Annotated in this window: 21 protein-coding genes and 1 pseudogene; 15 read left to right on the forward strand and 7 right to left on the reverse strand. The window is 65.3% G+C overall.

The window, feature by feature from the left end:
• Positions 1-7 precede the first annotated feature (7 nt).
• The 7 genes and pseudogenes from GWQ44_RS28645 to GWQ44_RS28675 all read left to right on the forward strand — a co-directional run bounded on the left by GWQ44_RS28645 (position 8) and on the right by GWQ44_RS28675 (position 6,086).
• On the forward strand, positions 8-685 hold the full coding sequence (locus tag GWQ44_RS28645; RefSeq protein ID WP_275928871.1) for a thermostable hemolysin: 678 nt from the start codon (positions 8-10) through the stop codon (positions 683-685).
• The gene (locus GWQ44_RS28650; RefSeq protein ID WP_275928872.1) at positions 675-2,156 is read left to right on the forward strand and encodes an AMP-binding protein; all 1,482 of its coding nucleotides are present in this window, start codon (positions 675-677) and stop codon (positions 2,154-2,156) included. The genes GWQ44_RS28645 and GWQ44_RS28650 overlap by 11 nt, the downstream gene beginning before the upstream one ends.
• The gene (locus tag GWQ44_RS28655) at positions 2,153-2,827 is read left to right on the forward strand and encodes an iron-containing redox enzyme family protein (RefSeq protein WP_275928873.1); all 675 of its coding nucleotides are present in this window, start codon (positions 2,153-2,155) and stop codon (positions 2,825-2,827) included. Before GWQ44_RS28650 ends, GWQ44_RS28655 begins: the two co-directional genes overlap by 4 nt.
• A complete protein-coding gene (locus GWQ44_RS28660; protein WP_103742051.1) occupies positions 2,814-3,623 on the forward strand; it encodes an SDR family oxidoreductase in 810 nt (269 codons plus the stop codon). Before GWQ44_RS28655 ends, GWQ44_RS28660 begins: the two co-directional genes overlap by 14 nt.
• A 51-nt stretch (positions 3,624-3,674) precedes the next feature.
• A pseudogene (locus GWQ44_RS28665) lies at positions 3,675-3,992 on the forward strand (tetratricopeptide repeat protein); the annotation flags it as partial.
• A 22-nt stretch (positions 3,993-4,014) separates the two neighbouring features.
• Entirely contained in the window at positions 4,015-4,677 is a 663-nt protein-coding gene (locus tag GWQ44_RS28670; RefSeq protein WP_179596739.1) for a response regulator, read from the forward strand.
• Entirely contained in the window at positions 4,674-6,086 is a 1,413-nt protein-coding gene (locus GWQ44_RS28675) for an ATP-binding protein (protein WP_275928874.1), read from the forward strand. The genes GWQ44_RS28670 and GWQ44_RS28675 overlap by 4 nt, the downstream gene beginning before the upstream one ends.
• Positions 6,087-6,114: 28 nt before the next feature.
• On the opposite strand, the gene GWQ44_RS28680 is transcribed toward GWQ44_RS28675, so the two are convergent.
• Both GWQ44_RS28680 and GWQ44_RS28685 read right to left on the reverse strand, forming a co-directional pair.
• Entirely contained in the window at positions 6,115-6,489 is a 375-nt protein-coding gene (locus tag GWQ44_RS28680; RefSeq protein WP_275928875.1) for a hypothetical protein, read from the reverse strand.
• Positions 6,490-6,520: 31 nt separating this feature from the next.
• Positions 6,521-7,153, reverse strand: coding sequence for a TetR/AcrR family transcriptional regulator (locus GWQ44_RS28685; protein ID WP_275928876.1), 633 nt, complete (start codon positions 7,151-7,153; stop codon positions 6,521-6,523).
• Positions 7,154-7,308: 155 nt separating this feature from the next.
• Between GWQ44_RS28685 and GWQ44_RS28690 the strand changes: the two genes are divergently transcribed.
• Positions 7,309-8,811, forward strand: a complete 1,503-nt coding sequence (locus GWQ44_RS28690) for an MFS transporter (RefSeq protein WP_275928877.1) — start codon at positions 7,309-7,311, stop codon at positions 8,809-8,811.
• A gap of 192 nt (positions 8,812-9,003) precedes the next feature.
• Entirely contained in the window at positions 9,004-9,939 is a 936-nt protein-coding gene (locus GWQ44_RS28695) for a phytanoyl-CoA dioxygenase family protein (RefSeq protein ID WP_275928878.1), read from the forward strand.
• Positions 9,940-9,945: 6 nt separating this feature from the next.
• Here GWQ44_RS28695 and GWQ44_RS28700 read toward each other — a convergent pair whose 3' ends face one another.
• Positions 9,946-10,851, reverse strand: a complete 906-nt coding sequence (locus GWQ44_RS28700) for a LysR family transcriptional regulator (RefSeq protein ID WP_275928879.1) — start codon at positions 10,849-10,851, stop codon at positions 9,946-9,948.
• A 133-nt stretch (positions 10,852-10,984) separates the two neighbouring features.
• Between GWQ44_RS28700 and GWQ44_RS28705 the strand changes: the two genes are divergently transcribed.
• From GWQ44_RS28705 to GWQ44_RS28715, 3 genes are all read left to right on the forward strand, one after another.
• Complete coding sequence (locus GWQ44_RS28705) at positions 10,985-12,631, forward strand: GMC family oxidoreductase N-terminal domain-containing protein (RefSeq protein ID WP_275928880.1); 1,647 nt, start codon at positions 10,985-10,987, stop codon at positions 12,629-12,631.
• 216 nt (positions 12,632-12,847) lie between these two features.
• Complete coding sequence (locus GWQ44_RS28710) at positions 12,848-14,470, forward strand: MFS transporter (protein ID WP_275928881.1); 1,623 nt, start codon at positions 12,848-12,850, stop codon at positions 14,468-14,470.
• Between the two features lie 130 nt (positions 14,471-14,600).
• Positions 14,601-15,350, forward strand: a complete 750-nt coding sequence (locus GWQ44_RS28715) for a hypothetical protein (protein WP_275928882.1) — start codon at positions 14,601-14,603, stop codon at positions 15,348-15,350.
• A 154-nt stretch (positions 15,351-15,504) separates the two neighbouring features.
• Here GWQ44_RS28715 and GWQ44_RS28720 read toward each other — a convergent pair whose 3' ends face one another.
• The gene (locus GWQ44_RS28720) at positions 15,505-16,140 is read right to left on the reverse strand and encodes an SUKH-3 domain-containing protein (RefSeq protein ID WP_103742042.1); all 636 of its coding nucleotides are present in this window, start codon (positions 16,138-16,140) and stop codon (positions 15,505-15,507) included.
• 116 nt (positions 16,141-16,256) lie between these two features.
• A complete protein-coding gene (locus GWQ44_RS28725) occupies positions 16,257-17,696 on the reverse strand; it encodes a serralysin family metalloprotease (RefSeq protein WP_275928883.1) in 1,440 nt (479 codons plus the stop codon).
• Between the two features lie 280 nt (positions 17,697-17,976).
• On the opposite strand from GWQ44_RS28725, the gene GWQ44_RS28730 reads away from it, so the two are divergent.
• The gene (locus tag GWQ44_RS28730; RefSeq protein WP_016968706.1) at positions 17,977-18,273 is read left to right on the forward strand and encodes a hypothetical protein; all 297 of its coding nucleotides are present in this window, start codon (positions 17,977-17,979) and stop codon (positions 18,271-18,273) included.
• 41 nt (positions 18,274-18,314) lie between these two features.
• Positions 18,315-18,644 (forward strand): DHCW motif cupin fold protein, encoded by a 330-nt coding sequence (locus tag GWQ44_RS28735; RefSeq protein WP_103742040.1) that lies wholly within the window; start codon positions 18,315-18,317, stop codon positions 18,642-18,644.
• Between the two features lie 6 nt (positions 18,645-18,650).
• Here GWQ44_RS28735 and GWQ44_RS28740 read toward each other — a convergent pair whose 3' ends face one another.
• Entirely contained in the window at positions 18,651-21,011 is a 2,361-nt protein-coding gene (locus GWQ44_RS28740) for a DNA polymerase II (RefSeq protein ID WP_275928884.1), read from the reverse strand.
• A gap of 569 nt (positions 21,012-21,580) precedes the next feature.
• Here GWQ44_RS28740 and GWQ44_RS28745 point away from each other — a divergent pair.
• Positions 21,581-21,910, forward strand: a complete 330-nt coding sequence (locus GWQ44_RS28745) for a hypothetical protein (protein WP_041117563.1) — start codon at positions 21,581-21,583, stop codon at positions 21,908-21,910.
• A 157-nt stretch (positions 21,911-22,067) separates the two neighbouring features.
• Here GWQ44_RS28745 and GWQ44_RS28750 read toward each other — a convergent pair whose 3' ends face one another.
• Positions 22,068-23,918: an amidohydrolase gene (locus GWQ44_RS28750; protein WP_275928885.1), complete on the reverse strand. Its 1,851-nt coding sequence runs from the start codon at positions 23,916-23,918 to the stop codon at positions 22,068-22,070.
• Between the last annotated feature and the right edge of the window lie 10 nt (positions 23,919-23,928).

A 23,928-nucleotide genomic window follows, 5' to 3' on the forward strand; every position in this document is an offset into this window, starting at 1 on the left:
TATATCCATGCCTGGCCTTGATTGGAACATCCACCTGCCGCTGCATTTCGGACGCGAGTCCGCCCCCCCCCTGACCCTGGCCCGCAGCCTGCCCGGGGACGCACAACGAGCGGTGTTCGAAACCTACGTCAGCCAGCGCTTTCGTAAGGTTCACGGCGCCGATATCCGCCAATTCATGCCCGAGCTGTTCGGTTTCAGCGATCCTGGGGGGGCGCTGTGCGCCGTGGCCGGGGTACGCCTGGCCAAGGCGGGCCCGCTGTTTCTGGAGCGCTACCTGGACCAGCCCATCGAGGCCCTGATCGACCTGGCCGCCGGGCGCCCAGTGGAACGCCAGGGCGTGGTGGAAGTGGGCAACCTGGCGGCCAGCGACAGCGGCAGCGCGCGGCTGTCGATCATCGCCATCACCTGGCTGCTGGCCATGGGGGGCCTGGAATGGGTGGCGTTCACCGGCAACGTCGGCCTGGTCAACAGCTTCCATCGCCTGGGCCTGCGCCCCCTGACCCTGTGCGCGGCCGACCCCGAGCGCCTGGGTGAAGAGCGTCATCACTGGGGCAGTTACTACCAGAGCCAGCCAGCCGTGCATGTGGGCAGCATCCGTGCGGGGTTCATCCACTTGCGCAACATGGGGATGTTCAACCGCCTGGGCCTGCCGCTGTCGTTCGAGGAGAGCAGTCATGTCGCTTGAAGTGCAGCGCTTCAAGGAAGCGCTTCGCCAACACGCCGAACAAAAGACCATCCATATCGCGCTCTGGGGCGACCGCCTGCGCCTGGACTACGCCACCCTCTACGCCGAGGTGATCTACCGCCAGCAACGCCTGCGCGATGAACAGGTGCAGGTGGTGGCGCTGGCCCTGGACAACGGCCCGGAACTGCTGCTGTGGGACCTGGCCGCGCTGTTCGAGGGCCTGGCTTGCCTGACCCTGCCCCCCTTCTTCACCGACGCCCAGCGCCTGCATTGCCTGGAACAGAGCCGCGCCGAACTGCTGGTGGCCGAGGACGGCCAGGAGGCGGCGCTGCAAGCCGCCGGTTACCGGCGCCAGGGCGAGTTCTGGCGCCGGTCCTTCGACGGGCCGTCGAGCCTGCCCGCAGGCACCGCGAAACTGACCTTCACCTCCGGCACCACCGGCACCCCCAAGGGCGTGTGCCTGGGCGCCGACAGTCTGCTGCGGGTGGCCCGCGAACTGCAGCAGGCCAGTCATTCCAGCAACCCGCGCCATCACCTGGCGCTGCTGCCGCTGGGGATCCTTCTGGAAAACCTGGGCTGCTACGCCGCGCTCTATGCCGGCGCCACCCTCAGCCTGCCCAGCCAGAAGACCCTGGGCATCCAGGGCGCCAGCGGCGTCGATGCGCCGACCCTGCTCGGCTGCCTGGCCCAGCGCCAGGCCGAGAGCCTGATCCTGGTGCCACAGTTGCTGCTGTTGTTGGTAGGGGCCGCCGAGCAGCGCCTGTTCAATCCCGCCAGCCTGCGCTTTGCCGCGGTCGGCGGGGCCAAGGTGTCCCTGGAACTGCTGCAGCGGGCCCAGCGCCTGGGCCTGCCGGTCTACGAAGGCTACGGGCTGTCGGAGTGCGCCTCGGTGGTGTGCCTCAACCGTCCCGGGGCACATCGCCCGGGCAGCGTCGGCCAGCCCTTGCCCCATGTGCGGGTGCATCTGGCGGCCGATGGCGAGGTGCTGATCGAGGGTTCGTTGCTGCTGGGCTACCTGGGGCAAACCGATACGCACGAGGGCTGGTGGCACAGCGGCGATATCGGTGAGTTCGACAGCGACGGCTACCTGTACCTCAAGGGCCGCAAGAAGCATCAGTTCGTCACCAGCTACGGGCGCAACGTCAACCCCGAATGGGTCGAGGCCGAACTGACCCAGCGCAGCCACATTGCCCAGGCCTTCGTCTACGGCGAGGCCCTGCCGCGCAACCACGCCCTGCTCTGGCCCCATCGCGCGGACTGCAGCGACAGCCAGCTGGCGGCCGCCGTGGCCCAGGCCAACGAGGCCTTGCCCGATTACGCCCAGGTTCACCAGTGGACCCGCCTGCCACAGCCCTTCACCCCGGCCAACGGCCTGCTGACCGCCAACGGTCGGCCGCGTCGCGAGGCCATCGTCGAACACTACCGCGACCTGCTCTGCCCCCACCTTCATTCCGAGGAATCATCGTCATGAGTTTTTTCGACCAACTGCAAGCCGCCACCGCCCAGGAGCGGGAGCACCTGTTCAACCTGCCGATCATTCGCGAAGCCGTGGCCGGCCAGGTCAGCCTTGAGGGCTACCGGGCCTTCCTGACCCAGGCCTACTACCACGTGCGCCACACCGTGCCGCTGATGATGGCCTGTGGCGCACGCCTGCCGGAGCGCCTGGAATGGCTGCGCAGCGCGGTGTGCGAGTACATCGAGGACGAATACGGCCATGAACAGTGGGTGCTCAACGACATCGTCGCCTGCGGCGGCGAGCGCCTGGCGGTGCGCGACGGCCAGCCCTGCCTGGCCATCGAGTTGATGGTGAGCTTTCTCTACGACCTGATCGCCCGCGGCAACCCGGTGGGCCTGTTCGGCATGGTCAACGTGCTGGAAGGCACCAGCATCGCCCTGGCCACCATGGCCGCCGGGAGCATTCAGGAGAGCCTGCAACTGCCGCAAAACGCGTTCAGCTACCTGGCCTCCCACGGCGCCCTGGACATCGAGCACATGCAGACCTACCGGCGCCTGATGGATCGTCTCGACGACCCTGCCGATCAGGCCGCGGTGATCCATGCCTCCAAGGTGGTCTACCACCTCTACAGCGAGATGTTCCGCGGTCTGCCACGTGTCGGGGAGCGCACCCATGCGTCTGCCTGAAACCCGCGCGGTGCTCACCGGGGCCAGTGGCGGCATCGGTCTGGCCATCGCCGCCGCCCTGTGCGCCAGTGGTGCCCAGGTGCTGGCCGTGGCCCGGCACAAGGAGCCCCTGGCGCCGCTGCTGGCGCGCTATCCCAAGCAGCTGTGCTGGGTGTCGGCGGACCTGACCTTCCTCAGCGACCGGCGCAAGGTGCTGCTGGCCGCCGAGGCCATCGGCGGCGTCAACCTGTTGATCAACGCCGCCGGAATCAACCACTTCGCCATGCTCGAACAGCTCGATGATGCCGAGATCAACGCCATGCTGGCGGTCAACATCGGCGCGCCGATGTGCCTGACCCGCCTGCTGCTGCCGATGCTGCAACAGGCGCCCAGCGCCATGGTGGTCAACGTCGGCTCCACCTACGGCTCCATCGGCTACCCCGGCTACGCCGCCTACTGCGCCAGCAAGTTCGCCTTGCGCGGCTTCTCCGAAGCCTTGCGCCGGGAGCTGGCCGATACCCGGGTCAACGTGCTCTATGTGGCGCCGCGCGCCACCCGCACCAGCATGAACAGCCCCGCGGCCCAGGCCTTGAACGATGCCTTGAAAAGCAACGTCGACGATCCGCAGACCGTGGCCAACGCGGTGCTGCACGCCATCGCCGGCGACCACCGCGAGCTGTACCTGGGCTGGCCGGAACGGTTTTTCGTGCGCCTCAACAGCCTGCTGCCGAATCTGGTGGACCGCGGCCTGCGCAAACACCTGCCGCTGATCCGGCGGCTGAGCATTCGATCCGAACGGGAGCACGAGGAACCATGAAAACCCTGATCAGCGCACTGTTACCGGGCTGCCTGAACCTGCCGCCCGGCCCCCGAGGCCCTGCAAGGTTGCGCCTACACCAGCCTCGCCGCCCTGTATGATCGCGTTCCCGGCTGGCCCATAGGTTTCGGCGACGCCGACAAGGCCGCAGAACTGCTCAAGCAAGCCTTGCAGCACAACCCTGACGGCCTGGATAGTCTGTACTTCCGGGGTGACCACCTGTATCGCCAGGGCCGCTACGACGAAGCCCGGGTCGCCTTGCTCAAGGCCTTGCAGGCGCCGCCGCGCCCCGGGCGGGAAGTGGCCGACCAGGGCCGGCGCGCAGAGATCCAGGCCTTGTTGGCCGAGGTGGGCAAGAAAATCAAATGACCGGAACAGGACAGGAGTCGATGTGCGCTTACTACTGATCGAGGACGACCAGCCCCTGGGCGAAGGTATCCACCAAGCCTTGAGCCGCGAAGGCTACACCGTGGACTGGCTCAAGGACGGCAACAGCGCGCTGCATGCGCTGCTCAGCGAAACCTTCGACCTGGCCCTGCTCGATCTCGGTCTGCCGCGCCTGGATGGCCTGCAAGTGCTCAAGCGCCTGCGCGACAGCGGCGCGACCCTGCCGGTGCTGATTCTCACCGCCCGGGACGCCACCGAGGACCGCATCGCCGGCCTCGACGCCGGCGCCGACGACTACCTGATCAAGCCCTTCGACCTGGACGAACTCAAGGCCCGGCTGCGGGCCCTGCTGCGGCGCAGCGCCGGCCGCGCCCGGGTGCTGATCGAGCATGCCGGCATCAGCCTCGACCCGGGCACCCAGCAGGTGCATTACCACGGCGAGCCGGTGGCCCTGACGCCCAAGGAATACCAGCTGCTCTACGAACTGCTCTCGCCGCCGGGTCGGGTGATGACCCGCGACCGCCTGCTGCAACTGCTCTACGGCTGGAATGAAGAGGCCGAGAGCAACACCCTGGAAGTGCACATCCACCATTTGCGCAAGAAGTTTTCCGCCGACCTGATCCGCACCATTCGCGGGGTGGGTTACCTGGTGGAGGAGCGTCGATGAATTCGATCCGCCGGCGCACCCTGACCCTGATCATCGGTCTGCTGTTCGCCGGCCTGCTGATTCTGACCAGCTTCAACCTGCACGACAGCAACCACGAGATCGACGAAGTCTACGACGCCCAACTGGCGCAACATGCCCGCCTGCTGCTGGGCATCATGCGCATGCCCAACAGCAGCATCGACCAGGCCCAGCTGTATCACGCCTTCAACCTGGCGCTGAGCCAGGCCATGCCCCAGGTCGACGGGCACCCTTACGAGAGCAAGATCGCCTTCCAGGTATGGAACCGCAAAGGCAGCCTGCTGGTGCGCACCACCAGCGCCCCCACCTATGCCCTGCAGCCCCTGGCCCCGGGTTTTGGCACCGCTCTGGACCCCAACAACCATCAGTGGCGCACCTTCACCCTCGAAGACCAGGACTCGGGCCTGCGGATCTGGGTCGGCGAGCGGGTCGATGTGCGCAGCGACCTGGTCAGCCGCATCATGCGCCACACCCTGTGGCCCAACGTCCTGGGCAGCCTGTTGCTGGCGGTCATCATCTGGCTGGCCATCGGCTGGGGCCTGCGGCCGCTGGCCAATATGGCCGCCACCCTGCGGGCGCGACCCAGCGGTTCCCTGGAGCCCTTGCACCTGGAGCCCCTGCCCAGGGAGCTGGAGCCCATGCAGGCGGCCCTCAACCGCATGTTGACGCAGATCCAGGAATTGCTCGGTCGCGAGCGACGCTTCATTGCCGATGCCGCCCACGAACTGCGCACGCCCCTGGCGGTATTGCGGGTGCACGCGCAGAACCTGCTGCAAGCCGGCACCGAGCAGGAGCGCCGGGCGTCCCTGGAGTCGCTGATCCTCGGCGTCGACCGCGCCGGACGCCTGGTCAACCAACTGCTGACCATGGCCCGCCTGGAGCCCAAGGCACAGGTGCCCATCGAGCAGACCATCGACCTGGCCCATACCGTGCGCGACAGCCTGGTGCAGCTGACCCCATGGCTGTTGAACAAGGGCCTGGAACTGTCGTTCGACGTCGACGAACGCGCCTACCCGATCCGCGCGGAGGCAGCCTCCATCGACATCGCCCTGAACAACCTGATCAGCAACGCGGTGAACTTTTCACCGGCCAATGGCGTGATCAACGTGCGCCTGACCCAGGCCGGCGAACACTTCGAGCTCAGCGTCGAGGACCAGGGCCCGGGCATCGACGAAAGCCAGCGCGAGCGCTTGTTCGAGCGTTTCTACAGTCGCGGCAACGCCCACGGCGCCGGCCTTGGGCTGACCATCGTCAGCGTCATCGCCGGGCACCTGGGCGGCGCGATCAGCCTCGACAACCTGCCCCAGGGCGGGCTGCGCGCCACCCTGTCGCTCCCCTGCGATCAACCGCTGCGGCTGGGCAGTGCCTGGACGGCGCGGCGCGAGCCATAGCCCATGGGCAGGCGCCGGGACCGAACGCTCAGTCCGGCGTGGCCTTCGCGGACAGCGCGATCAAGTGCTCGCCACAGCCGAAGCCGCCCACCGCATTGTCGTACCAGGACACCTCCACCACCGCGATGCAGTCGTCATAGGACTGCCCCACCAGCGTGCCGTCGGCCTTGAACACCCGCAGGTAGCCGCCAACGCTGTAGCGCGAACTGTCGCCATCGCCGGGCATGGTCATGCTGGGAATCCAGGTGCGCCAGCTGAACAAGCGGTACTTCTGGTAGTAGAAGGCCTGGTCGGGGCTGTAGTTGCGGTCCTGATACGGCGTGCCGTAGTAGAACGGGCCATAGGCCTGGTAGGCCAGGAACAGCGCCAGGGCGGCGCCGAGAATGAGCTTGATCTTTTTCATTGCAGGGTCGTTCCTTTTACCCGTGGACACATCAAGAAGTGTGCTGGCCCAGCATGCGCAGGCAGGCCTGGACAATGGCCTCGGCCAGGACCCGGCCGTCGTCCTCGCCGGCGGCGATCACGTCGTCGGTGGCGCCATGCACCCCGGCGTAGATCAGCGAGGCAATCACCCCCGGCTGGGCCAGGGACCAGCAGCCGGCGCGCTGGCCGCCGTGAAGAAGGCCCAGCAACTGTTCGAGGATCGCGTTCTTTTCCGGGTTGCCACGGTCGTGGTGATGGTGGTTGGGGTAGACGATGTCGTGCAGGCGGTATGTGTCGAGGTAGGCCTGCACGCTGGTGCGGATCCAGCTGCAGACCTTCGCCACCCAGTCGTCTTCCGGGCAGGCCGCCACCGCCTGCTCCAGGCGCTGCAGGTAGTGCTGGGTATAGCGCTGCCCCAGGGCCACCAGCAGTTCGTTCTTGGAGGGGAAGTAGTGGTAGAAGGTGCCCTTGGCCACATCGGCGCGCTGGACGATCTCGCTGATGGTGGTGGCTTCCACGCCCTGGCTGAGAAACAGGCTCTCGGCGGCGGCCATCAGCTCTTCCAGGCGCACCTCGGCCGGCTTGGTGCGCGGCCGCGGCTGGGCGGTGGCAGGCTGGGGAACCGGGGAGGATTTCACACTCATTGATGCATCCGGGCTGCTCGACAAAGGTCGACATTCTAGGGCAACGGCGCCGGAAAAGAGAGTTGAGAATCGATATCATTTTCCATTGACCGACGGTCAGTCGAAATACTATGCTCGCCGCGAAAGCCCATTCCAGCACCTGCGGGAGACTCCTCATGAACCGCTATCGCCGCCCTGCCCTGGTAGCCGCCGCCTACCTCGGGACCTTCCTCGCGTCCCTTGACATCAGCATCGTCAACGTCGCCCTGCCGACCTTGCAGCACGCCCTGGCTACCGGCCTGGGCGGCCTGCAATGGGTGGTCAATGCCTACGCCATCTGCCTTTCGGCGTGCATGCTGTCGGCCGGGCCGCTGGGCGACCGCTTCGGCCACAAGCGCTGCTGGCTGATCGGCGTGCTGCTGTTCTGCCTCGGCTCGCTGCTGTGTGCCCTGGCCCAGGAACTTGCGCTGCTGCTGGCCGGGCGCGCGGTGCAGGGATTGGCCGGGGCCCTGCTGATTCCCGGGGCGATGCCGATCCTCAGCCACGCCTTCCCCGAACCACGGCAACGGGCCCATGTGATCGGCGGCTGGTCGGCGTTCAGCGCCCTGGCGCTGATTCTCGGCCCCTTGCTCGGTGGCCTGCTGCTGGAGCACCTGGGCTGGCAGAGCATTTTCCTGATCAACCTGCCCATCGGCCTGCTGGCCCTGCTGCTCGGTGGCTTCGGCATCAGCGAGCGCAAGCACCCTCAGCACGCCGCGCTCGATCCGCTGGGCCAGGCCCTCAGCATGCTCTGCCTCGGGGCCCTGACCTACGGGCTGATCGTCGCTGGCGAGAGCGGTTTCGACAGCCGCGCAGCCCTCACTTCCTGGCTGCTGGCAAGCCTGGCCCTGCTGGGCCTGATCCTGGTGGAGCGTCGAGTGCAACGACCGCTGGTGCCGCTCACGCTGTTGCGCCAGCGGCCCTTCGCAGTGGCCAACCTGGCTTCGTTCATCCTCGGGTTTTCCTGCTACAGCAGCCTGTTCTTCTTCTCGATCTTCCTGCAGCAGATCCAGGGCTGGTCTGCCGCCGACAGCGGCCTGCGCATGCTCCCGCAGTTCGTCGTCACTGGCGTGGTATCGATGCTTTTCGGCCGCTTGCACCGGCGCATCCCCCTGCCTTGGCTGATGATCGGCGGCTATGGCCTGGTGGGCCTGGCGATGTGCGCCATGGCCGGTTTCGACGCTCATACGCCCTATTGGCTGGTGGGTTCGCTGTTCGCACTGCTGGGGCTGGGCATGGGCCTGGCGGTGCCGGCCACCGGGCTGGTGGTCATGGCCTGCGCACCGGCGGAGCGCGCCGGGATCGCCTCGGCCAGCATGAACGCCCTGCGCCAGACCGGCATGAGCGTCGGCATCGCCCTGCTCGGCAGCCTGATGAGCGCCCGCGCCGTGCAGGTGCTCAGCAAATCCGGCGCGGCGGCCGGGTTCCACGGCGCCACCGAACTGGCCCGGCAAGCGGTGACCGAGCACCGCCTGCCGCTGCACCTCCCGTTGTTCGGCGAACTTTATGGCGCCGCCATGACCAGCGGTTTCCGCCTGGCCATGGCCCTGGCCGGCTGCGCCAGCCTGCTGGCCATGGGGCTATTGCTGCTGACCCGCGAACAAGCGGCCCACGCCCCGGTCGTCGAGGCCTGCCAGTAGCTTCTGCGGCGGGCCCGCACCGGCCGGTGGCTATATCGACCAGGCCCAGGACCGCTACATCCGGTCTGACGGCCAAGGCATCGAGCGTGCTCGGCGAATGTCGCAAAGACGTTGTTCGAGGTCGAATCCAGCCCGCCGCCCAGACGCGGGCTGTCCATACTCAAGGCCCATTCCCCGGTAATGGAATACCCCGTGAACCTGCCATCGGTCCTGCCCGGCAACACCCCGCTCCTGGTCAACCCGCTGCGTCTGGAACAGGACGATCTGCGGCACTTTCAAGAGCGCGGCTTCATCAAGCTGCGCCAGTTGCTGACCCCGACAGCCATCGAGCACCTGCGTGAACTGGCCGACAGCCAGCTGCGCCCCAGCCGCACCAGCACACCCGCCCATGGCAACGGTTTCAGTCGCCTGACCCACCAACTGGGGCAGATCGGCATCCTCGAACGCTTGTACCGGCAAGCGGCCTTCGCCCAGGTGCTGACCCGCCTCACCGGCTGCCGCCTGATCATGAGCGAGGCCCAGAGTTTCGAACTGCAGACCGGACGCTCGGGCTTTGCCTGGCACTACGACTCGCTGAACTTTCGCTACATCCGCCCCCAGGACCCGGCCTTCAGCCTGTGGCTGCCATTGCAGCCGGTGCGCCCGCAAGGCCAGGGCGGCGGCATGGCCTGGGTGCCGCTGTCGCGGTGCTCGGCCCAGGCCAACTTCCAGTTCTCGCGCCTGCTGGCCGAGCGGCTGGCCCAGGGCCTGCCGGTCAACGAGCTGTCCAATCACCTGCGCCACCTCTATTGCCCTCCCGGCGTGCTCAGCGAGAGTTTCGAGCAGCAGCGCATTGAAGACAGTTTCGACCCCGGCGACGCCCTGCTGTTCAGCAAATACCTCTGGCATCGCTCCAGCCCGCTGCTGGCCGGCGACCTGCAACGGCGCCAGGCGGTGACCCTGCGCCTGCTGGACTGGCGCGCGCGCCTCGACCCACTGCTGCAGGACGGCGAAACCCGTAGCGCCGGCGGTCTCGGCATGGGTCGTGAAGGCGGGCCGCTGCACCCGCAGTCCTATGGCTCGCGCTTTGTCGACATCCAGCCCGGCGCGCCGATCCGCAGTTCGGCCCATTGCGGGCCGATTCTCTGACTCCGGCTACGCACGCGCGCCCGGCTGCGGCCCGAGCAGCAAGCCCTGTTCCCGGGCACACAGCTGCACCAGGTAATCCCAGACCACTCGCAGCCGCACCGACTTGTGCAGCTCGCGGCGGGTGCTGATCCAGTAGGCGCGCTGGATGCTTTCCGCGGGTAGCAATGGCACCAGTTGCGGATCAGCGGCGGCCATGTAACACGGCAGCACGGCGATTCCCAGGCCGGAACGGGCCGCTTCCTGCTGGGCAATGACGCTGGTGCTGTGGAACACCACCTGGGGGTTGCGGCAGAAGCTGTTGAGGAACATCAGTTCCTGGCTGAACAGCAGGTCATCGACATAACCGATCCAGGCATGCCGCCCCAGGTCCTCGCGGCTACGCAACGGCGGCGCGCGGTCCAGATAGGCCTGGCTGGCGTACAGCGCCAGGCAGTAGTCGGTGAGTTTGCGGGTTACCAGCATGTCGGCGTTGGGCCGCTCCAGGTGGATGCTGATCTCCGCCTCGCGATTGAGGATGCTGACAAAGCGCGGCACCGCCACCAGCTCCACTTCCAACCCCGGATACCGCTCGAACAGGCCATACATGCGGCTGGCGAGGAACTTCACCCCCAGGCCCTCGGTGACGCCGACGCGGATCTTGCCCAGTGGCGCACTGGACTGGGTGATTTCTTCCTGCACCAGCAAGGCGACGTTTTCCATGGCCTCGGCGTGCTTGAGCAACGCCTCGCCGGCCGGGGTCAACTCGTAACCCTGGGCGTGCTGGACGAACAGCGCGGTGCCCAGGGCCTTCTCCACCGCCTCGATGTGCCGGGCCACCGTGGCGTGGGTGGTGTTCAGCCGCCGCGCCGCGGTAAGCAGGCGCCCGCTGCGTTGCAGCTCAAGAAAAAAGCGCAGGTCATTCCAGTCGAACATGGGGTTTCCTTGCCGGAGTCGAAGGCCAACGCTGTTAGAAAACGCACAGCAGGTGGGCAAAAACTAACATTCTTTTGACGAAAGCTAACAACTAGGATGAAGGCAAAACAAGAACCAAGAAAAGAGGTCACGGATGCTTCCTGCCTTTGACGCCTACGACTACATCGTGGTCGGCGCCGGTCCCGCCGGCTGTCTGCTGGCCAATCGCTTGTCGGCCAATCCCCAGCACCGGGTGCTGCTGCTGGAAGCCGGCGGTCGCGACAACTACCCCTGGATCCACATCCCCGTGGGCTACCTGTTCTGCATCGGCAACCCACGCACCGACTGGTGCTTCAAGACCGAAGCCGAACCGGGCCTGCAGGGCCGCAGCCTGAGCTACCCGCGGGGCAAGGTGCTGGGCGGCTGCTCGTCGATCAACGGCATGATCTACATGCGCGGCCAGGCCGCCGACTACGACGGCTGGGCCGCCGAAGGCAACCCGGGCTGGCGCTGGCAGGATGTGCTGCCGCTGTTCAAGAAAAGCGAGAACCACTTTGCCGGCGACAGCCAGCTGCACGGCGGCGCCGGTGAATGGCGGGTCGAGCGCCAGCGCCTGTCGTGGCCGATCCTCGATGCCTTCCGCACGGCTGCACAGCAGAGCGGCATCGGCAACATCGATGACTTCAACGGCGGCGACAACGAAGGCTGCGGCTACTTCCAGGTCAACCAGAAGGCCGGGGTGCGCTGGAACGCTGCCAAGGCCTTTCTCAAGCCGATCGCCCAGCGCGCCAATCTGCAGGTGCTGACCGATATCGAAGTGCAGCGACTGATCCTCGAAGACGGCCGCGCCAGCGCGGTACGGGCCGTCAGCCAGGGTCGCCCGGTGGATTTCAAGGCGCGCCGAGAGATCATCCTGTGCGCCGGCTCCATTGGCTCGCCGAGCATTCTGCAGCGCTCCGGAATTGGCCCCAGCGAGCTTCTGCAACGCTTGGGGATCGGGGTCAGCCACGCCCTGCCCGGGGTCGGCGGCAACCTGCAGGACCACCTGCAACTGCGCCTGATCTACCAGCTGGAAAACGCCCGCACCCTGAACCAGATCGCCGGCAGCCTGTGGGGCAAGATGGGCATGGGCCTGCGCTACCTGTATGACCGCAGCGGCCCGCTGTCCATGGCCCCCAGCCAGTTGGGCGCCTTTGCCCGCTCGGGCCCGGAGCAGACCCGGGCCAACCTGGAGTACCACGTGCAGCCATTGTCGCTTGAGCGCTTCGGTGAGCCGCTGCACAGCTTCCCGGCCTTTACCGCATCGGTCTGCGACCTGCGTCCGCAAAGCCGGGGCCGGGTCGAGATCCGCTCAGTGGACGCCGGCGCCGCGCCGTTGATCCAGCCCAATTACCTGAGCCACCCGGAGGACCTGCGAGTCGCCGCCGACGCCATCCGCCTGACCCGACGCATCGTCGGCGCCCCGGCCCTGCAGCCATTCAAGCCCAGCGAATACCTGCCCGGGCCGCAGCTGCAGAGTGAGGAACAACTGCATGAAGCGGCGGCGCGCATCGGCACCACCATCTTCCATCCGGTGGGCACCTGCCGCATGGGCAGCGACGCCCACGCCGTGGTCGACGCGCAACTGCGGGTGCACGGCATTCCCGGGCTGCGGATTGCCGATGCCTCGATCATGCCGCGCATCACCTCCGGCAACACCTGCTCGCCGACCCTGATGATCGCCGAGAAGGCTGCCGAACTGATCCTCGCCAGCGTCCCCAGGAGTACCGTCCAGCACAAGCAACCCGCCACCCCGGCATGACCTTAGGAACAGATGCACCCGATGTAGGAGCCGGCTTGCCGGCGAAGGCGCCGCCAAGGCCGGCACCTGCCTCAAGGGCCGCTTCGCTGGCAAGCCAGCTCCTACGGTCGGCAGGGAAACGAAGGCTTAACGCGCGCGCGATAAGCCTGCAGCAACGGCGCCGGTCACGGCGTCGGCAGTGGAACAACAACAATAATCACTGTAAGGAAGCCCCCCATGTCAGAACACGTACAGCCCCTGAACCCGACCCTGCAGGACGCCACCGCCAAGGGCGGGCAGAAGGTCATCTTCGCCTCGTCCCTCGGCACGGTGTTCGAGTGGTATGACTTCTTTCTCTATGGCGCCCTGGCGGCGGTGATCAGCAAGCAGTTCTTCGCCGGGGTCAACGACACCACGGCGTTCATCTTCGCCTTGATGGCCTTCGCCGCCGGCTTCGTGGTGCGCCCCTTCGGCGCCCTGGTGTTCGGCCGCCTGGGGGACATGATCGGGCGCAAGTACACCTTCCTTGCCACCATCATCCTCATGGGCCTGGCCACCTTCGCCGTGGGCCTGCTGCCCAACTACGCCAGCATCGGCATCGCCGCGCCGATCATCCTGGTGGCGCTGCGCATGCTCCAGGGCCTGGCCCTGGGCGGTGAATACGGCGGCGCCGCGACCTATGTCGCCGAGCACGCGCCCCAGGGCAAGCGCGGCTTGCACACCAGCTGGATCCAGTCCACCGCGACCCTGGGCCTGTTGCTGTCGTTGCTGGTGGTGCTGGCTTGCCGCTACTTCACCGGCGATCAGTTCGAGGTCTGGGGCTGGCGCCTGCCGTTCCTGCTGTCCATCGTCCTGCTGGGGATCTCCACCTGGATCCGCATGAGCCTGCACGAGTCGCCGGCCTTCCTGAAAATGAAAGAGGAAGGCCGCGCCAGCAAGGCGCCGATCCGCGAGTCCTTCGGCAAATGGGAGAACCTCAAGGTGGTGCTGATCGCCCTGTTCAGCATCAATGCCGGGCAGGCGGTGACCTTCTATGCCGCGCAGTTCTACGTTCTGTTCTTCCTCACCCAGTTCCTCAAGATGGACCCGGCCCTGGCCAACAGCCTGCTGATCATCAGCGTGGTGATCGGCGCGCCAATGTTCATCTTCTTTGGCTGGCTCTCGGACAAGGTCGGCCGCAAGCCGGTGCTGATGCTCGGCCTGCTGCTGGCCACGCTGCTGTACTTCCCGATCTTCAAGGCCCTGGCCCACTACGCCAACCCGGCCATCGACCAGGCCAGCCGCCAGGCGCCGATCAGCGTCAGCGCCGACCCGGCCACCTGCACCTTCCAGTTCGACCCGGTGGGCAAGGCGCGCTTCGACAGCCCCTGCGACAAGGTCAAGACCTTCCTGGTCAAGCAGGGCCTGCCCTACAACAGCGTCGCCGCCCCGGCCGGCAGCCCGGTGCAGGTCAGCGTCGGCGAGGTGAAGATCGACGGCTTCGACGAAGCCGCCCTGCGCGGCGCGGTGACCCTGGCCGGCTATCCGCAGCAGGCCGACACCCAGAACGTCAACAAACCCATGGTGGTGCTGCTGATCGTGGCGCTGATCCTGATTGCCGCCATGTGCTACGGCCCGCTGGCGGCGCTGATGGTGGAGCTGTTTCCGACGCGCATCCGCTACACCTCGATGTCTCTGCCGTACCACATCGGCAACGGCTGGTTCGGCGGCTTCCTGCCGACGGTGTCCTTTGCCCTGGTGGTGTACACCGGCGATATCTTCTATGGCCTGTGGTACCCGGTGCTGATTACCGGGGTCAGCCTGGTGGTGGGGTTGCTGTGTTTGCGTGAGACTCGCGACATCGACATCAACCACAGGTGACGAGGCCTCTTGCTTGTAGGAGCCGACTTGCGGACGCCTTCGCCGGCAAGCCGGCTCCTACAAGGGGGCGGCTTGAATAAAACGCTGCTTTGCGCCACTGTCTCGGCACTTTTTCCGGCGGAGACCGAACATGCTGTTGATCCTTCCCGCAGTGCTGGCCCTGGTCTTGATCCTGGTGTTCTGGCGCCGCCAGAAAGCCCTCACGGCATTGCGTCGGGAAGCCTATATCCGCAGCTTCAGCCTGCCACCGCGGCTGTTCGAACCGCTGCGCACCCAGCATCCGCACCTGAGCCTCAAGGACTGCCAACTGGTGGCCCAGGGCTTGCGCCAGTTCTTCCTGGCCTACCTCAAGAGCGGCCAGCGCTACGTGTCGATGCCGTCCCAGGTGGTGGACGACCTGTGGCATGAATTCATCCTGCATACCCGGGATTACCAGGCCTTCTGCGACAAGGCCTTCGGCCAGTTCCTCCATCACACACCCGCCGCGGTGCTGGGCCAGAACGCCGAGCAGAAAAGCGACAACGGGCTGCGTCGGGTCTGGCGCCAGGCCTGCCTGGAAGAGAACATCAACCCCGCCCAGCCCAGTCGCCTGCCGCTGCTGTTCGCCCTGGATGCCAAGCTGAAGATCGCCCGGGGCTTTCACTACGTCGCCGATTGCCAGTCCCTGCGGCGCCTGACGGACAACGCCAGCACGACAACCGTGGTGCACTGCGGCAGCGAGCTGTACAGCAGTTCCTTCGACAGCGACTCCTCCAGCAGTGGCAGCGACAGTGACGGCTCGCGTTTCGGCGGCGACGGTGACAGTGGCGGCAGCGATGGCGGCGGGGGCGACAGCAGCGGTTGCGGGGGCGGCGGTTGTGGCGGCGGAGGCGGCGACTGATCACCCGTGGGCCAGCGCCACCGATAGCCAGGTGGCCGAGGCAATGTCCTGGCGCTGTGATTTGCCAGGCGCGGGCGCAGACCAGGAGGCTTGCCTGAGCGTTGAACGAAACCGGCACAGGCACATGGGCTGGGCGCGATGCCCAACCCCCACATCAGAGCGCGCGGGCGCGGAAAAAATCGGGCGTTAGAACACGCGGATCGCCAGCTCGAAAACGCTCTCCCCACACCATGACGTCCTCCTGCGATGGCAACAGCATGGGGTGTGATCGATACCCTTTGAGCAGGGCCTCGATGCCTTGGGCAAAATCATGCCCAACAAAAAGCATCATGGACGCGACCAATCCGTTCAAGAACAAACGGCCTTGGCTGTCCAGCCAGAGCTGTCCATGACCATGATGTACATCACCCAAGCAAACAAAGTCGGTGCGCAGCGCTTCTTGCCAGCCATCTACTTGTTCATCGGGGCACGCCGGACAGCCAAACTCGATGTCACTAGAGGCACACTCCTCCCCCGTGCCGATATGCCCTACGGTCAATTCGCCAAATGCTTGCAGGATGCGAAATGCCGGATGTGCGCGGGGTACGTGACGATCAACCACAACGGCCCTGCCAGGGACCCATCCGGCAGCTCTGAAAAACGGTTCTATGTTCGGAGTCAGGAGATTCATGCGGCGAAGATAATCAAAGGGCAGGAAAAACGCAAAAGCCCTGGATACGGCCCCTGCCGGAACGCTATCCGTTGCTCTGCGCAACAGCTCGACATCCACGGCTATCGACGGCAACGCCATGGCCAGCCCATCCCTGCCTCGGTCAAACCTGCCCGGGACCGGGGAGAACAAGGGGGGATAGGGGAAGAGTGATGTGGAAGCGGCGCATCGCGCGCCGCTCCACTGTTTCCGATCGATCAGGCGATGATGTCGGTAACGGCCGCCTGGCCCACGGTGCCCACGGCGAAGTCCACCGCGCCATGGCCGGTGAGGTCGATCATCAGGCTGGTCTGATTGGTTTCGGCGAAGTAGGTGAGGATCGCGTCGCCGGCGTGGCCAGTGAAGCCGCTGACGAAGTTCAGAGTGGCGCCGGTGGAGGCAAACAGGCCGCTGAGGTCGATCTTGTCCTCGCCACTGACGAAATCCATGATCCAGTCCGGCGCGTCGAAGGTCGAATCCGAGGCCGCGCCGAACACGAAGGTATCGGCCCCTGTCCCGCCCCACAGCGTATCGCCGCCGCCACCGCCGTAGAGGATGTCGTTGCCGGCACCGCCTTCCAGGATGTTGGCCACGGCGTTGCCGATCAGCAGGTCATTGCCCGAGCCGCCGATGGCGTTTTCCACGGTCACGCCGTGGGCGATGGAGACGTTGCCCACCAGGCCGCCCACATCGGAGAAACCACCCTGGTTGAGGTTGATCTTCTGGTTCTGGGTGAAACCGGAGAAGTCCAGGGTGTCGTTGCCGCCACCGTCCCACACCGCGAACACCAGTTTGTCGGCATTGGAGTGGGCACTGTAGAAATCCCGCCCGGTGTTGGAGTTGAAGCCGTACACCGTGTCGTCGGCGCGGGTTTCAAGGTTGGCGCCATAGAGCTTCTGCACCGCGACGATATCGTCGAGCAGGGGTGCCGAAGCGTAGGCGCCACTGCCGTCCTTGCTGAAGTTCTGCCCGGTGTTGCCCTCGCTCCAGTAGCTCATCAGGCTGTAGCCGCGGGTGTCCTGGGCGTAGGTGACATCCTTGTAGGTGGGGTTGCCGTTGCCGGCGTTGTACACGCCCGGATGGGACAGGCCCAGGGTGTGGCCGATCTCGTGGGTCAGGGTCTGGCGGCCGTAGTTGCCGTTGCCCGGGGTTTCGTTGACCCGGTACTGGTCGTTGATCAGGTACCAGGACTGGCCGTCATAGCTGCCGCTGGATGGCAGGTAGGCAAAGGCCGCGCCGCCGGTGCTGACGTTGTAGTTGCCGAAGGTCATGTGACCATCGCCGCCCTTGGCGGCCTCGCTGAAGGTGACGTTGGCCACGTCCGACCAGGACTGCAGGGACAACAGCGCCTGGGCTTTCTGCAGCGCGCTGAACTCGCTGAAGCTGCCCAGGGCCGGGTTGTAGTTGGCCGGTTTTTCAGTGAGGAAGCTGTAGGTCAGGTCGATCTTGCCGTCGCCATTCTGGTCGTGCCAGGACAGCCCCTTGCGCAGGATCGAATCCGCCGCCTGGTCGGCGGTGAAGGAAGGCTTGCCGTTCACCAGCGTGCTGCCACCGCGGTCATACAGGTGGCTGAAGGTCTGGACCTGCAGGTAGGCACTGCTGGCCGCTGCGTCGGGAATGATCGCGTTTTCGTTGGTTTGCGAGAGTGTCTTCGACATTGCTACGTCCTTGTTCAAGACAAAAGATTTCCGATGGAACAGATACGACCCCGCCTGCGAGATCGTCCTGTCACTCGCCCGTTGAGGCGCAGAAAACCTGACACAGTCGTCAATTCCCAGTCCACGGTTTTTTTTGTCCGACAATAGTCCGAAAGCGCTCTGGCCCGGGGTCAATATTCCACTCGCGCGGCGCTCCGACAGCGGATAGGCTAAGCAGCGATCGGGGCAGAAAACGCTCACACCTGGCACTGCCCCACCGCTGTTCCATGAGGAGTCCGCGATGCGCAAAATCCTGCTGCTGGGCACTTTGATGATCTTCGCCGGCGCTGCCCACGCCGAAGGCATTCCGCTATTCAACGTGTCCTGCCCGGGCAATCTGGCGGTCAGCGCCGACCAGGGCGGGCCGATTTACATCAACGGCAAAGCGGTCAAGAACAGCGCTGTGGATGACCGGCATTTCCAGGTCAAGACGGCGGAAATCACCCTGGCCATCAGCGTCGAAGACGACGATTCGGTGACCGTGAAGTACACCGACAAGCACGGTGCCAGTGGCCTGTGCGAAGCCGTGGACGACTGAGCCGCCCCCAGTCTTTTCTCCCTCAATTGCAAGAGCCAAGCATGCACATCAGCGCACTCCCCTTCGCCACCACCGACTGGTCGACCATCGAACCCACCGAACATCGCGGTGAAACCGGCAGCGCGTTCTGGCGCACCCGGCAGTTCGGCGCGATCCGCGTGCGCATGGTCGAATACACCCCGGGCTACCTGGCCGACCACTGGTGTTCCAAGGGGCATATCCTGCTGTGCCTGGAGGGCGAGCTGCACACCGAACTGGAGGACGGCCGGCGCTTCGTGCTGACCCCGGGCATGAGCTATCAGGTGGCGGACAACGCCGAGCCGCATCGCTCGTCTACTGCGCTGGGGGCCAAATTGTTCGTGGTCGATTGAGGCGCTTCAGAACAGGCCCATCTGGCCACCCACCAGGGTGCTGAAATCGTCCTGCACGAAGGGCAGGATGGCGTCCGCCACTGGTTGCAATTGCCGGGTCAGGTAGTGCTCGTAGTCGATGGCGGCGCGGCGGTTTTCCAGGGGCTCGGGGCCGGCCAGGGTGATCACGTAGCTGATCCAGCCACCGTTCTGGTACTGCAGGGGCCGGCCTTGTTCACGGTTGTAGTCATCGGCCAGGCGTGCGGCGCGGACATGGGGCGGCACGTTGCGCTCGTAGTCATCCAGCGGCCGGCGCAGGCGCTTGCGGTAGATCAGCAGGTCGTCCAGTTGCCCGGCCAGGGTGCGTTGCACGTAGTCGCGCACATAGCCCTGATAGGGTTGGCGGTGGAAGATCCGCCGGTACAGCTCCTGCTGGAATTCCCGGGCCAGGGGCGACCAGTCGGTGCGCACGGTTTCCAGGCCCTTGTAGACCATCTCCTGGCGGCCATCGGCGCGCTGCACCAGCCCGGCATAACGCTTCTTGCTGCCCTCTTCGGCGCCGCGGATGGTGGGCATCAGAAAGCGTTTGTAGTGGGTTTCGAACTGCAACTCCAGGGCGCTTTCCAGGCCGTACTCTTGCTGCAGATGCTCGCGCCACCACTGGTTGACATGGGCCACCAGGGCGCGGCCAATCAGCGCCGCCTGTTCCTCGTCATGCAGGCTGCCGAGCCAGACGAAGGTCGAGTCGGTATCGCCATAGATCACTTGATGGCCCTGGGCTTCGATCAACTGCCGGGTGCGGGCCATGATCTCGTGGCCGCGCAGGGTGATGGATGAGGCCAGGCGCGGATCGAAGAAGCGGCAGCCGCTGGAACCCAGCACGCCGTAGAAGGCGTTCATGATGATCTTCAACGCCTGGGACAGCGGCGCGTTGTGCTCGCGCTTGGCTACCTCGCGGCCCTCGGCGACCCGGGTCACGATCGAGGGCAGGCAATGCCGGGTGCGGGAGAAGCGCGCGCCGCGAAAGCCCGCCACCGAATGCTGTTCATCGGGCTGGCGCAGCCCTTCCACCAGGCCCACCGGATCGATCAGGAAACTGCGGATGATCGAGGGGTACAGGCTCTTGTAGTCCAGCACCAGCACCGACTCGTAGAGTCCGGGCCGCGAATCCATGACAAAGCCGCCGGGGCTGGCCTGGGGCGGCAGCTCGCCGAGGTTGGGCGCGACAAAACCCTGGCGGTGCATCAGCGGCATGTACAGGTGGGTGAAGGCCGCCACCGAACCGCCGCTGCGGTCGGCGGGCAGGCCGGTGACCGTGGCCCGTTCCAGGAGGAAGGTCAGCAACTCGGTCTTGGCGAAGATCCGCGTTACCAGCTCGCAGTCCTTGAGGTTGTAGCGGGCCAGGGCCGGCTTGTCCTCGGCGAACATGCGGTTGATTTCGTCCATGCGCTGGTAGGGATTGTCGATGGACTTGCCCTCCCCCAACAGCGTCTGGGCGACGTTTTCCAGGCTGAAGGAGGGGAAACTCCAGGTCGCCGAACGCAACGCCTCGATGCCATCGATGATCAAGCGGCCGGCGGCCGAGGCGAAGTAGTGAGTGCGGCTGCCGTGCTCGCGCCACTGCATTTCCTCGCCGCCCCGCCCCAGGCGCAAGGGCACCGCCAGGCGCCGGGCGTGCTCGTGGAGCACCCGCAGGTCGAACTGCACCAGGTTCCAGCCGATGATCGCGTCGGGGTCGTGACGGGCCAGCCACTGGTTGAGTTTCTCCAGCAACTGCTCGCGGCTGGCGCAGAACTCCAGGTCGAAATCCACCGCGCTGTCGTCGTCCCGGGCCTTGCCGAGCATGTACACCTGGCGCTGGCCACAGCCTTCCAAGGCGATGGAATAGAGCTCGCCGCGCTCGCTGGTTTCGATGTCCAGGGACACCAGCTTGAGGGTTGGCCGATAGTCCGGCGCCGGCTTCATCTGCGCTTCCAGCAACAGGCCGTCGGGCCCTGGCTGGCCGCCGAAAGACACCGGCGCGGTGATGAAACGCTCCATCAGGTAGCGCTCGGGCGGTCGCACATCGGCCTCGAACACCTCGACGCCGGCGCGGCGCAGGGTCTTGTCCAGGCGCATCAGCTGATTGTGCTGCGGGCAGTACATCCCCAGCACCGGACGCTGGTGGAAGTCCCGCAGTTGCAGCGGGCGCAGCTCGACATCCGGGTCGTCGGCCAGCAGGCGCTCGGCATGAGCACGCTGCACCGCCGGGACAAAGGCCACGGAGGTCTGCAACGGCAAGCGGATACGGCGCGGCCCCTGATCGGTGGCCAGCCAGAATTCGACTTCCGTGCCCGCCGGCGTATCGCGCCAGTGCCGGGTCAGGACGAAGCCTTGTTGTACATCCACCGCTGCAACCTCAGGAACATTTCAAGGCGCCGATTCTACCTGCCCTGACCGTCGATGGGGTGTCTGGATGATGGCTTTGCGGCTTTTGTCAGACAATATGTAGTGCTTGAAAATTTTCACTACAAAACCGTTGACGCGAAGATTTCGCCCTTGCATGATGCAGACGTCTCCCCGATCGGGGGACGAGGCAAAGGTGTTATGAGCAAGCTCGTCTGACCGCCGAGCTGTGACCCGGATGTGTACTGCCCACAAGGCAGATTGATGAAACTGACCTGGCATTGATCGTCCAGAACAAGGACAGCAAGCTAGCGAAAACTCTTCAAGATGCTTGTGGCCGATGCTGGAAATATCGGCAGCTTCATCCAGGTTTGCGCTGCTTCTCTTCGTTGTGACGCTATTGCGTAGCAGTTAATCAAGGCAACTACACGCATCAGGCTCTGGGCCTTATCTGTATCCGACAGACACCCTCTGTCGCCCTGTTTCCGGTATCAGGGTTCAACTTACCGACGTAGCAAGATGAATTAGCGAATCAACTTAGATAGATCGATAAATGGTCAAGGGGGCTACAAATGAATCTTAATAATCAACCCACTATTGATGAATTGGCACGCATGTTCGCCGCACAGAAAGACAGCCACGACAGCCACATCCTGTGGATTGCCAAGTCGGGCCAAGTGCACATCGACTGCCTGTCGCCCCATAGCCATGAAGCAGAGTTCGACCAGAACAACCGGGAGCTGGCGGCCCGCCTGAAGATGTACCGCCGCGGCCAGGGCTACGTCGGCAAGAAAGCCGCCGCCGACAAGGACTTCATCGGCCGGGTCCTGGAGACCCTGAAAGCCGAATGGCAATCGCTGCGGGACAAATCGGAAGTTCGGGTTATTGATCGGTTTTGTTGAGCAGTGCGGTTAATTTGCTGATCACTAATTAGTTGTTTCAACAATAAAATGGGCGCTCTTAAAGAGCGCCTTTTTTATTGAACTCAATGTGTAGGAGCCGGCTTGCCGGCGAAGGCATCCTGAAGATCCCTATCGCCGGCAAGCCGGCTCCTACAAGTCAAAACGCAAAACACGAACACCCAAACGCCCCCCAGAACCCCTGGAAGTCACTCACCGGCACATTCGACAGCCGCGCCTTCTGGTGCCCGTGGGCATGCACCGCGCAGGGGCCGCTGCATTGGTGCACCTGGTTCTGCAAGGGTGCGTTGGGTTTCCAATGCCCTGGCACCTTGGCCACCGGCGACCAGTCCGGGGTCACCGGCAGGCTCGGTGGAGCCAGTTTGACGAAGTCGCCAGCGGCGTGGACCACCTTGCCGTCCACCACGGTCAGCAGGGATTCGATCCACTTGATCGCCTCTTCCTCGACGCTGAAGTAGTCCGCCGACAGGGCCACCAGGTCCGCCAGTTGCCCGACCTTGATCTGGCCCTTCTTGCCCTGCTCCGAGGAGAACCAGGCGCTGCCGTGGGTGTAGAGCTCCAGCGCGGTGTCGCGGCTCAAGCCCTGGGGGTACAGCTCCATTCCGCCGACGGTCTTGCCGCTGACCATCCAGTACAGCGAGGTCCAGGGGTTGTAGCTGGACACCCGGGTGGCGTCGGTGCCGGCACCCACCGGAATGCCTTCGGCGAGCATGCGCTGGATCGGCGGGGTCATTTCGGCGGCCTTGGCGCCGTAGCGCTCGACGAAGTATTCACCCTGGAAGGCCATGCGGTCCTGGATCGCGATGCCGCCGCCCAGGGCCCGCACCCGCTCGATGTTTTTCGGGCTGATGGTTTCCGCGTGATCGAAGAACCACGGCAGGCCGTTGAAGGGAATGTCGCGGTCGACCTTCTCGAACACGTCGAGCATCCGCGAGATGGATTCGTCGTAGGTGGCATGGAGGCGGAACGGCCAGCGCTGCTCCACCAGGTGGCGCACCACCGGTTCCAGTTCCTGTTCCATGGTCTGCGGCAGGTCGGGGCGCGGTTCGAGGAAGTCCTCGAAGTCGGCGGCGGAAAACACCAGCATCTCCCCTGCCCCGTTGTGCCGCAGGAAGTCGTCGCCCTGGCCGTAGGTGACGCTGGAGGTCCAGTGCTTGAAGTCCGCCAGTTCTTCCTTGGGCTTCTGGGTGAACAGGTTGTAGGCGATGCGCACGGTCAATTGCTGCTTGGCCGCCAGCTGGTTGATCACCTGATAGTCGTCCGGGTAGTTCTGGAAGCCGCCACCGGCATCGATGGCGCTGGTGACCCCCAGGCGATTGAGCTCGCGCATGAACTGACGGGTCGAGTTGACCTGGTATTCCAATGGCAGCTTGGGCCCCTTGGCCAGGGTCGCGTAGAGGATCATGGCGTTGGGCCGGGCGATCAGCATGCCCGTGGGGTTGCCATTGCCGTCGCGGACAATCTCGCCCCCCGGCGGGTTCGGGGTGTTGCGGTCGTAGCCCACCACCCGCAGCGCGGCGCGGTTGAGCAAGGCGCGGTCATACAGGTGCAGGACGAACACCGGGGTGTCCGGCGCCGCCTGGTTCAGTTCTTCCAGGGTCGGCATGCGTTTCTCGGCGAACTGGAATTCGTTCCAGCCGCCCACCACCCGCACCCACTGCGGCGCCGGGGTGCGCAGGGCCTGTTCCTTGAGCAGGCGCAGGGCATCGGCCAGGGACGGCACGCCTTCCCAGCGCAGTTCCAGATTGTAGTTCAGGCCGCCGCGGATCAGGTGCAGGTGCGAGTCGTTGAGCCCGGGGATCACCGTGCGTCCCATCAGGTCGATGACCTGGGTGCCGGCGCCGCGCAGGGCCATGGCCTGGGCGTCGTTGCCCACGGCGATGAAGCGCCCGTCCTTGATCGCCACCGCGCTGGCCCGGGGCTTGGCCCGGTCCACGGTGTGCAGGCGGCCGTTGAACAGAATCAGGTCGGCAATTGCTTGGGGTTGCATGGCATTGCTC

The sequence above is a fragment of the Pseudomonas sp. 3MA1 genome, assembly GCF_029237275.1.
Lineage (GTDB): Bacteria > Pseudomonadota > Gammaproteobacteria > Pseudomonadales > Pseudomonadaceae > Aquipseudomonas > Aquipseudomonas fluorescens_AP.

Excerpts from the sequence above, each read along its gene's own strand:
- GWQ44_RS28645 (WP_275928871.1), top strand. The coding sequence starts at position 8 with ATGCCTGGCCTTGATTGGAACATCCACCTGCCGCTGCATTTCGGACGC.
- GWQ44_RS28650 (WP_275928872.1), top strand. The coding sequence starts at position 675 with ATGTCGCTTGAAGTGCAGCGCTTCAAGGAAGCGCTTCGCCAACACGCC.
- GWQ44_RS28655 (WP_275928873.1), top strand. The coding sequence starts at position 2,153 with ATGAGTTTTTTCGACCAACTGCAAGCCGCCACCGCCCAGGAGCGGGAG.
- GWQ44_RS28660 (WP_103742051.1), top strand. The coding sequence starts at position 2,814 with ATGCGTCTGCCTGAAACCCGCGCGGTGCTCACCGGGGCCAGTGGCGGC.
- GWQ44_RS28675 (WP_275928874.1), top strand. The coding sequence starts at position 4,674 with ATGAATTCGATCCGCCGGCGCACCCTGACCCTGATCATCGGTCTGCTG.
- GWQ44_RS28680 (WP_275928875.1), bottom strand. The coding sequence starts at position 6,489 with ATGAAAAAGATCAAGCTCATTCTCGGCGCCGCCCTGGCGCTGTTCCTG.
- GWQ44_RS28685 (WP_275928876.1), bottom strand. The coding sequence starts at position 7,153 with ATGAGTGTGAAATCCTCCCCGGTTCCCCAGCCTGCCACCGCCCAGCCG.
- GWQ44_RS28690 (WP_275928877.1), top strand. The coding sequence starts at position 7,309 with ATGAACCGCTATCGCCGCCCTGCCCTGGTAGCCGCCGCCTACCTCGGG.
- GWQ44_RS28700 (WP_275928879.1), bottom strand. The coding sequence starts at position 10,851 with ATGTTCGACTGGAATGACCTGCGCTTTTTTCTTGAGCTGCAACGCAGC.
- GWQ44_RS28705 (WP_275928880.1), top strand. The coding sequence starts at position 10,985 with ATGCTTCCTGCCTTTGACGCCTACGACTACATCGTGGTCGGCGCCGGT.
- GWQ44_RS28710 (WP_275928881.1), top strand. The coding sequence starts at position 12,848 with ATGTCAGAACACGTACAGCCCCTGAACCCGACCCTGCAGGACGCCACC.
- GWQ44_RS28715 (WP_275928882.1), top strand. The coding sequence starts at position 14,601 with ATGCTGTTGATCCTTCCCGCAGTGCTGGCCCTGGTCTTGATCCTGGTG.
- GWQ44_RS28720 (WP_103742042.1), bottom strand. The coding sequence starts at position 16,140 with ATGGCGTTGCCGTCGATAGCCGTGGATGTCGAGCTGTTGCGCAGAGCA.
- GWQ44_RS28725 (WP_275928883.1), bottom strand. The coding sequence starts at position 17,696 with ATGTCGAAGACACTCTCGCAAACCAACGAAAACGCGATCATTCCCGAC.
- GWQ44_RS28730 (WP_016968706.1), top strand. The coding sequence starts at position 17,977 with ATGCGCAAAATCCTGCTGCTGGGCACTTTGATGATCTTCGCCGGCGCT.
- GWQ44_RS28735 (WP_103742040.1), top strand. The coding sequence starts at position 18,315 with ATGCACATCAGCGCACTCCCCTTCGCCACCACCGACTGGTCGACCATC.
- GWQ44_RS28745 (WP_041117563.1), top strand. The coding sequence starts at position 21,581 with ATGAATCTTAATAATCAACCCACTATTGATGAATTGGCACGCATGTTC.
- GWQ44_RS28750 (WP_275928885.1), bottom strand. The coding sequence starts at position 23,918 with ATGCAACCCCAAGCAATTGCCGACCTGATTCTGTTCAACGGCCGCCTG.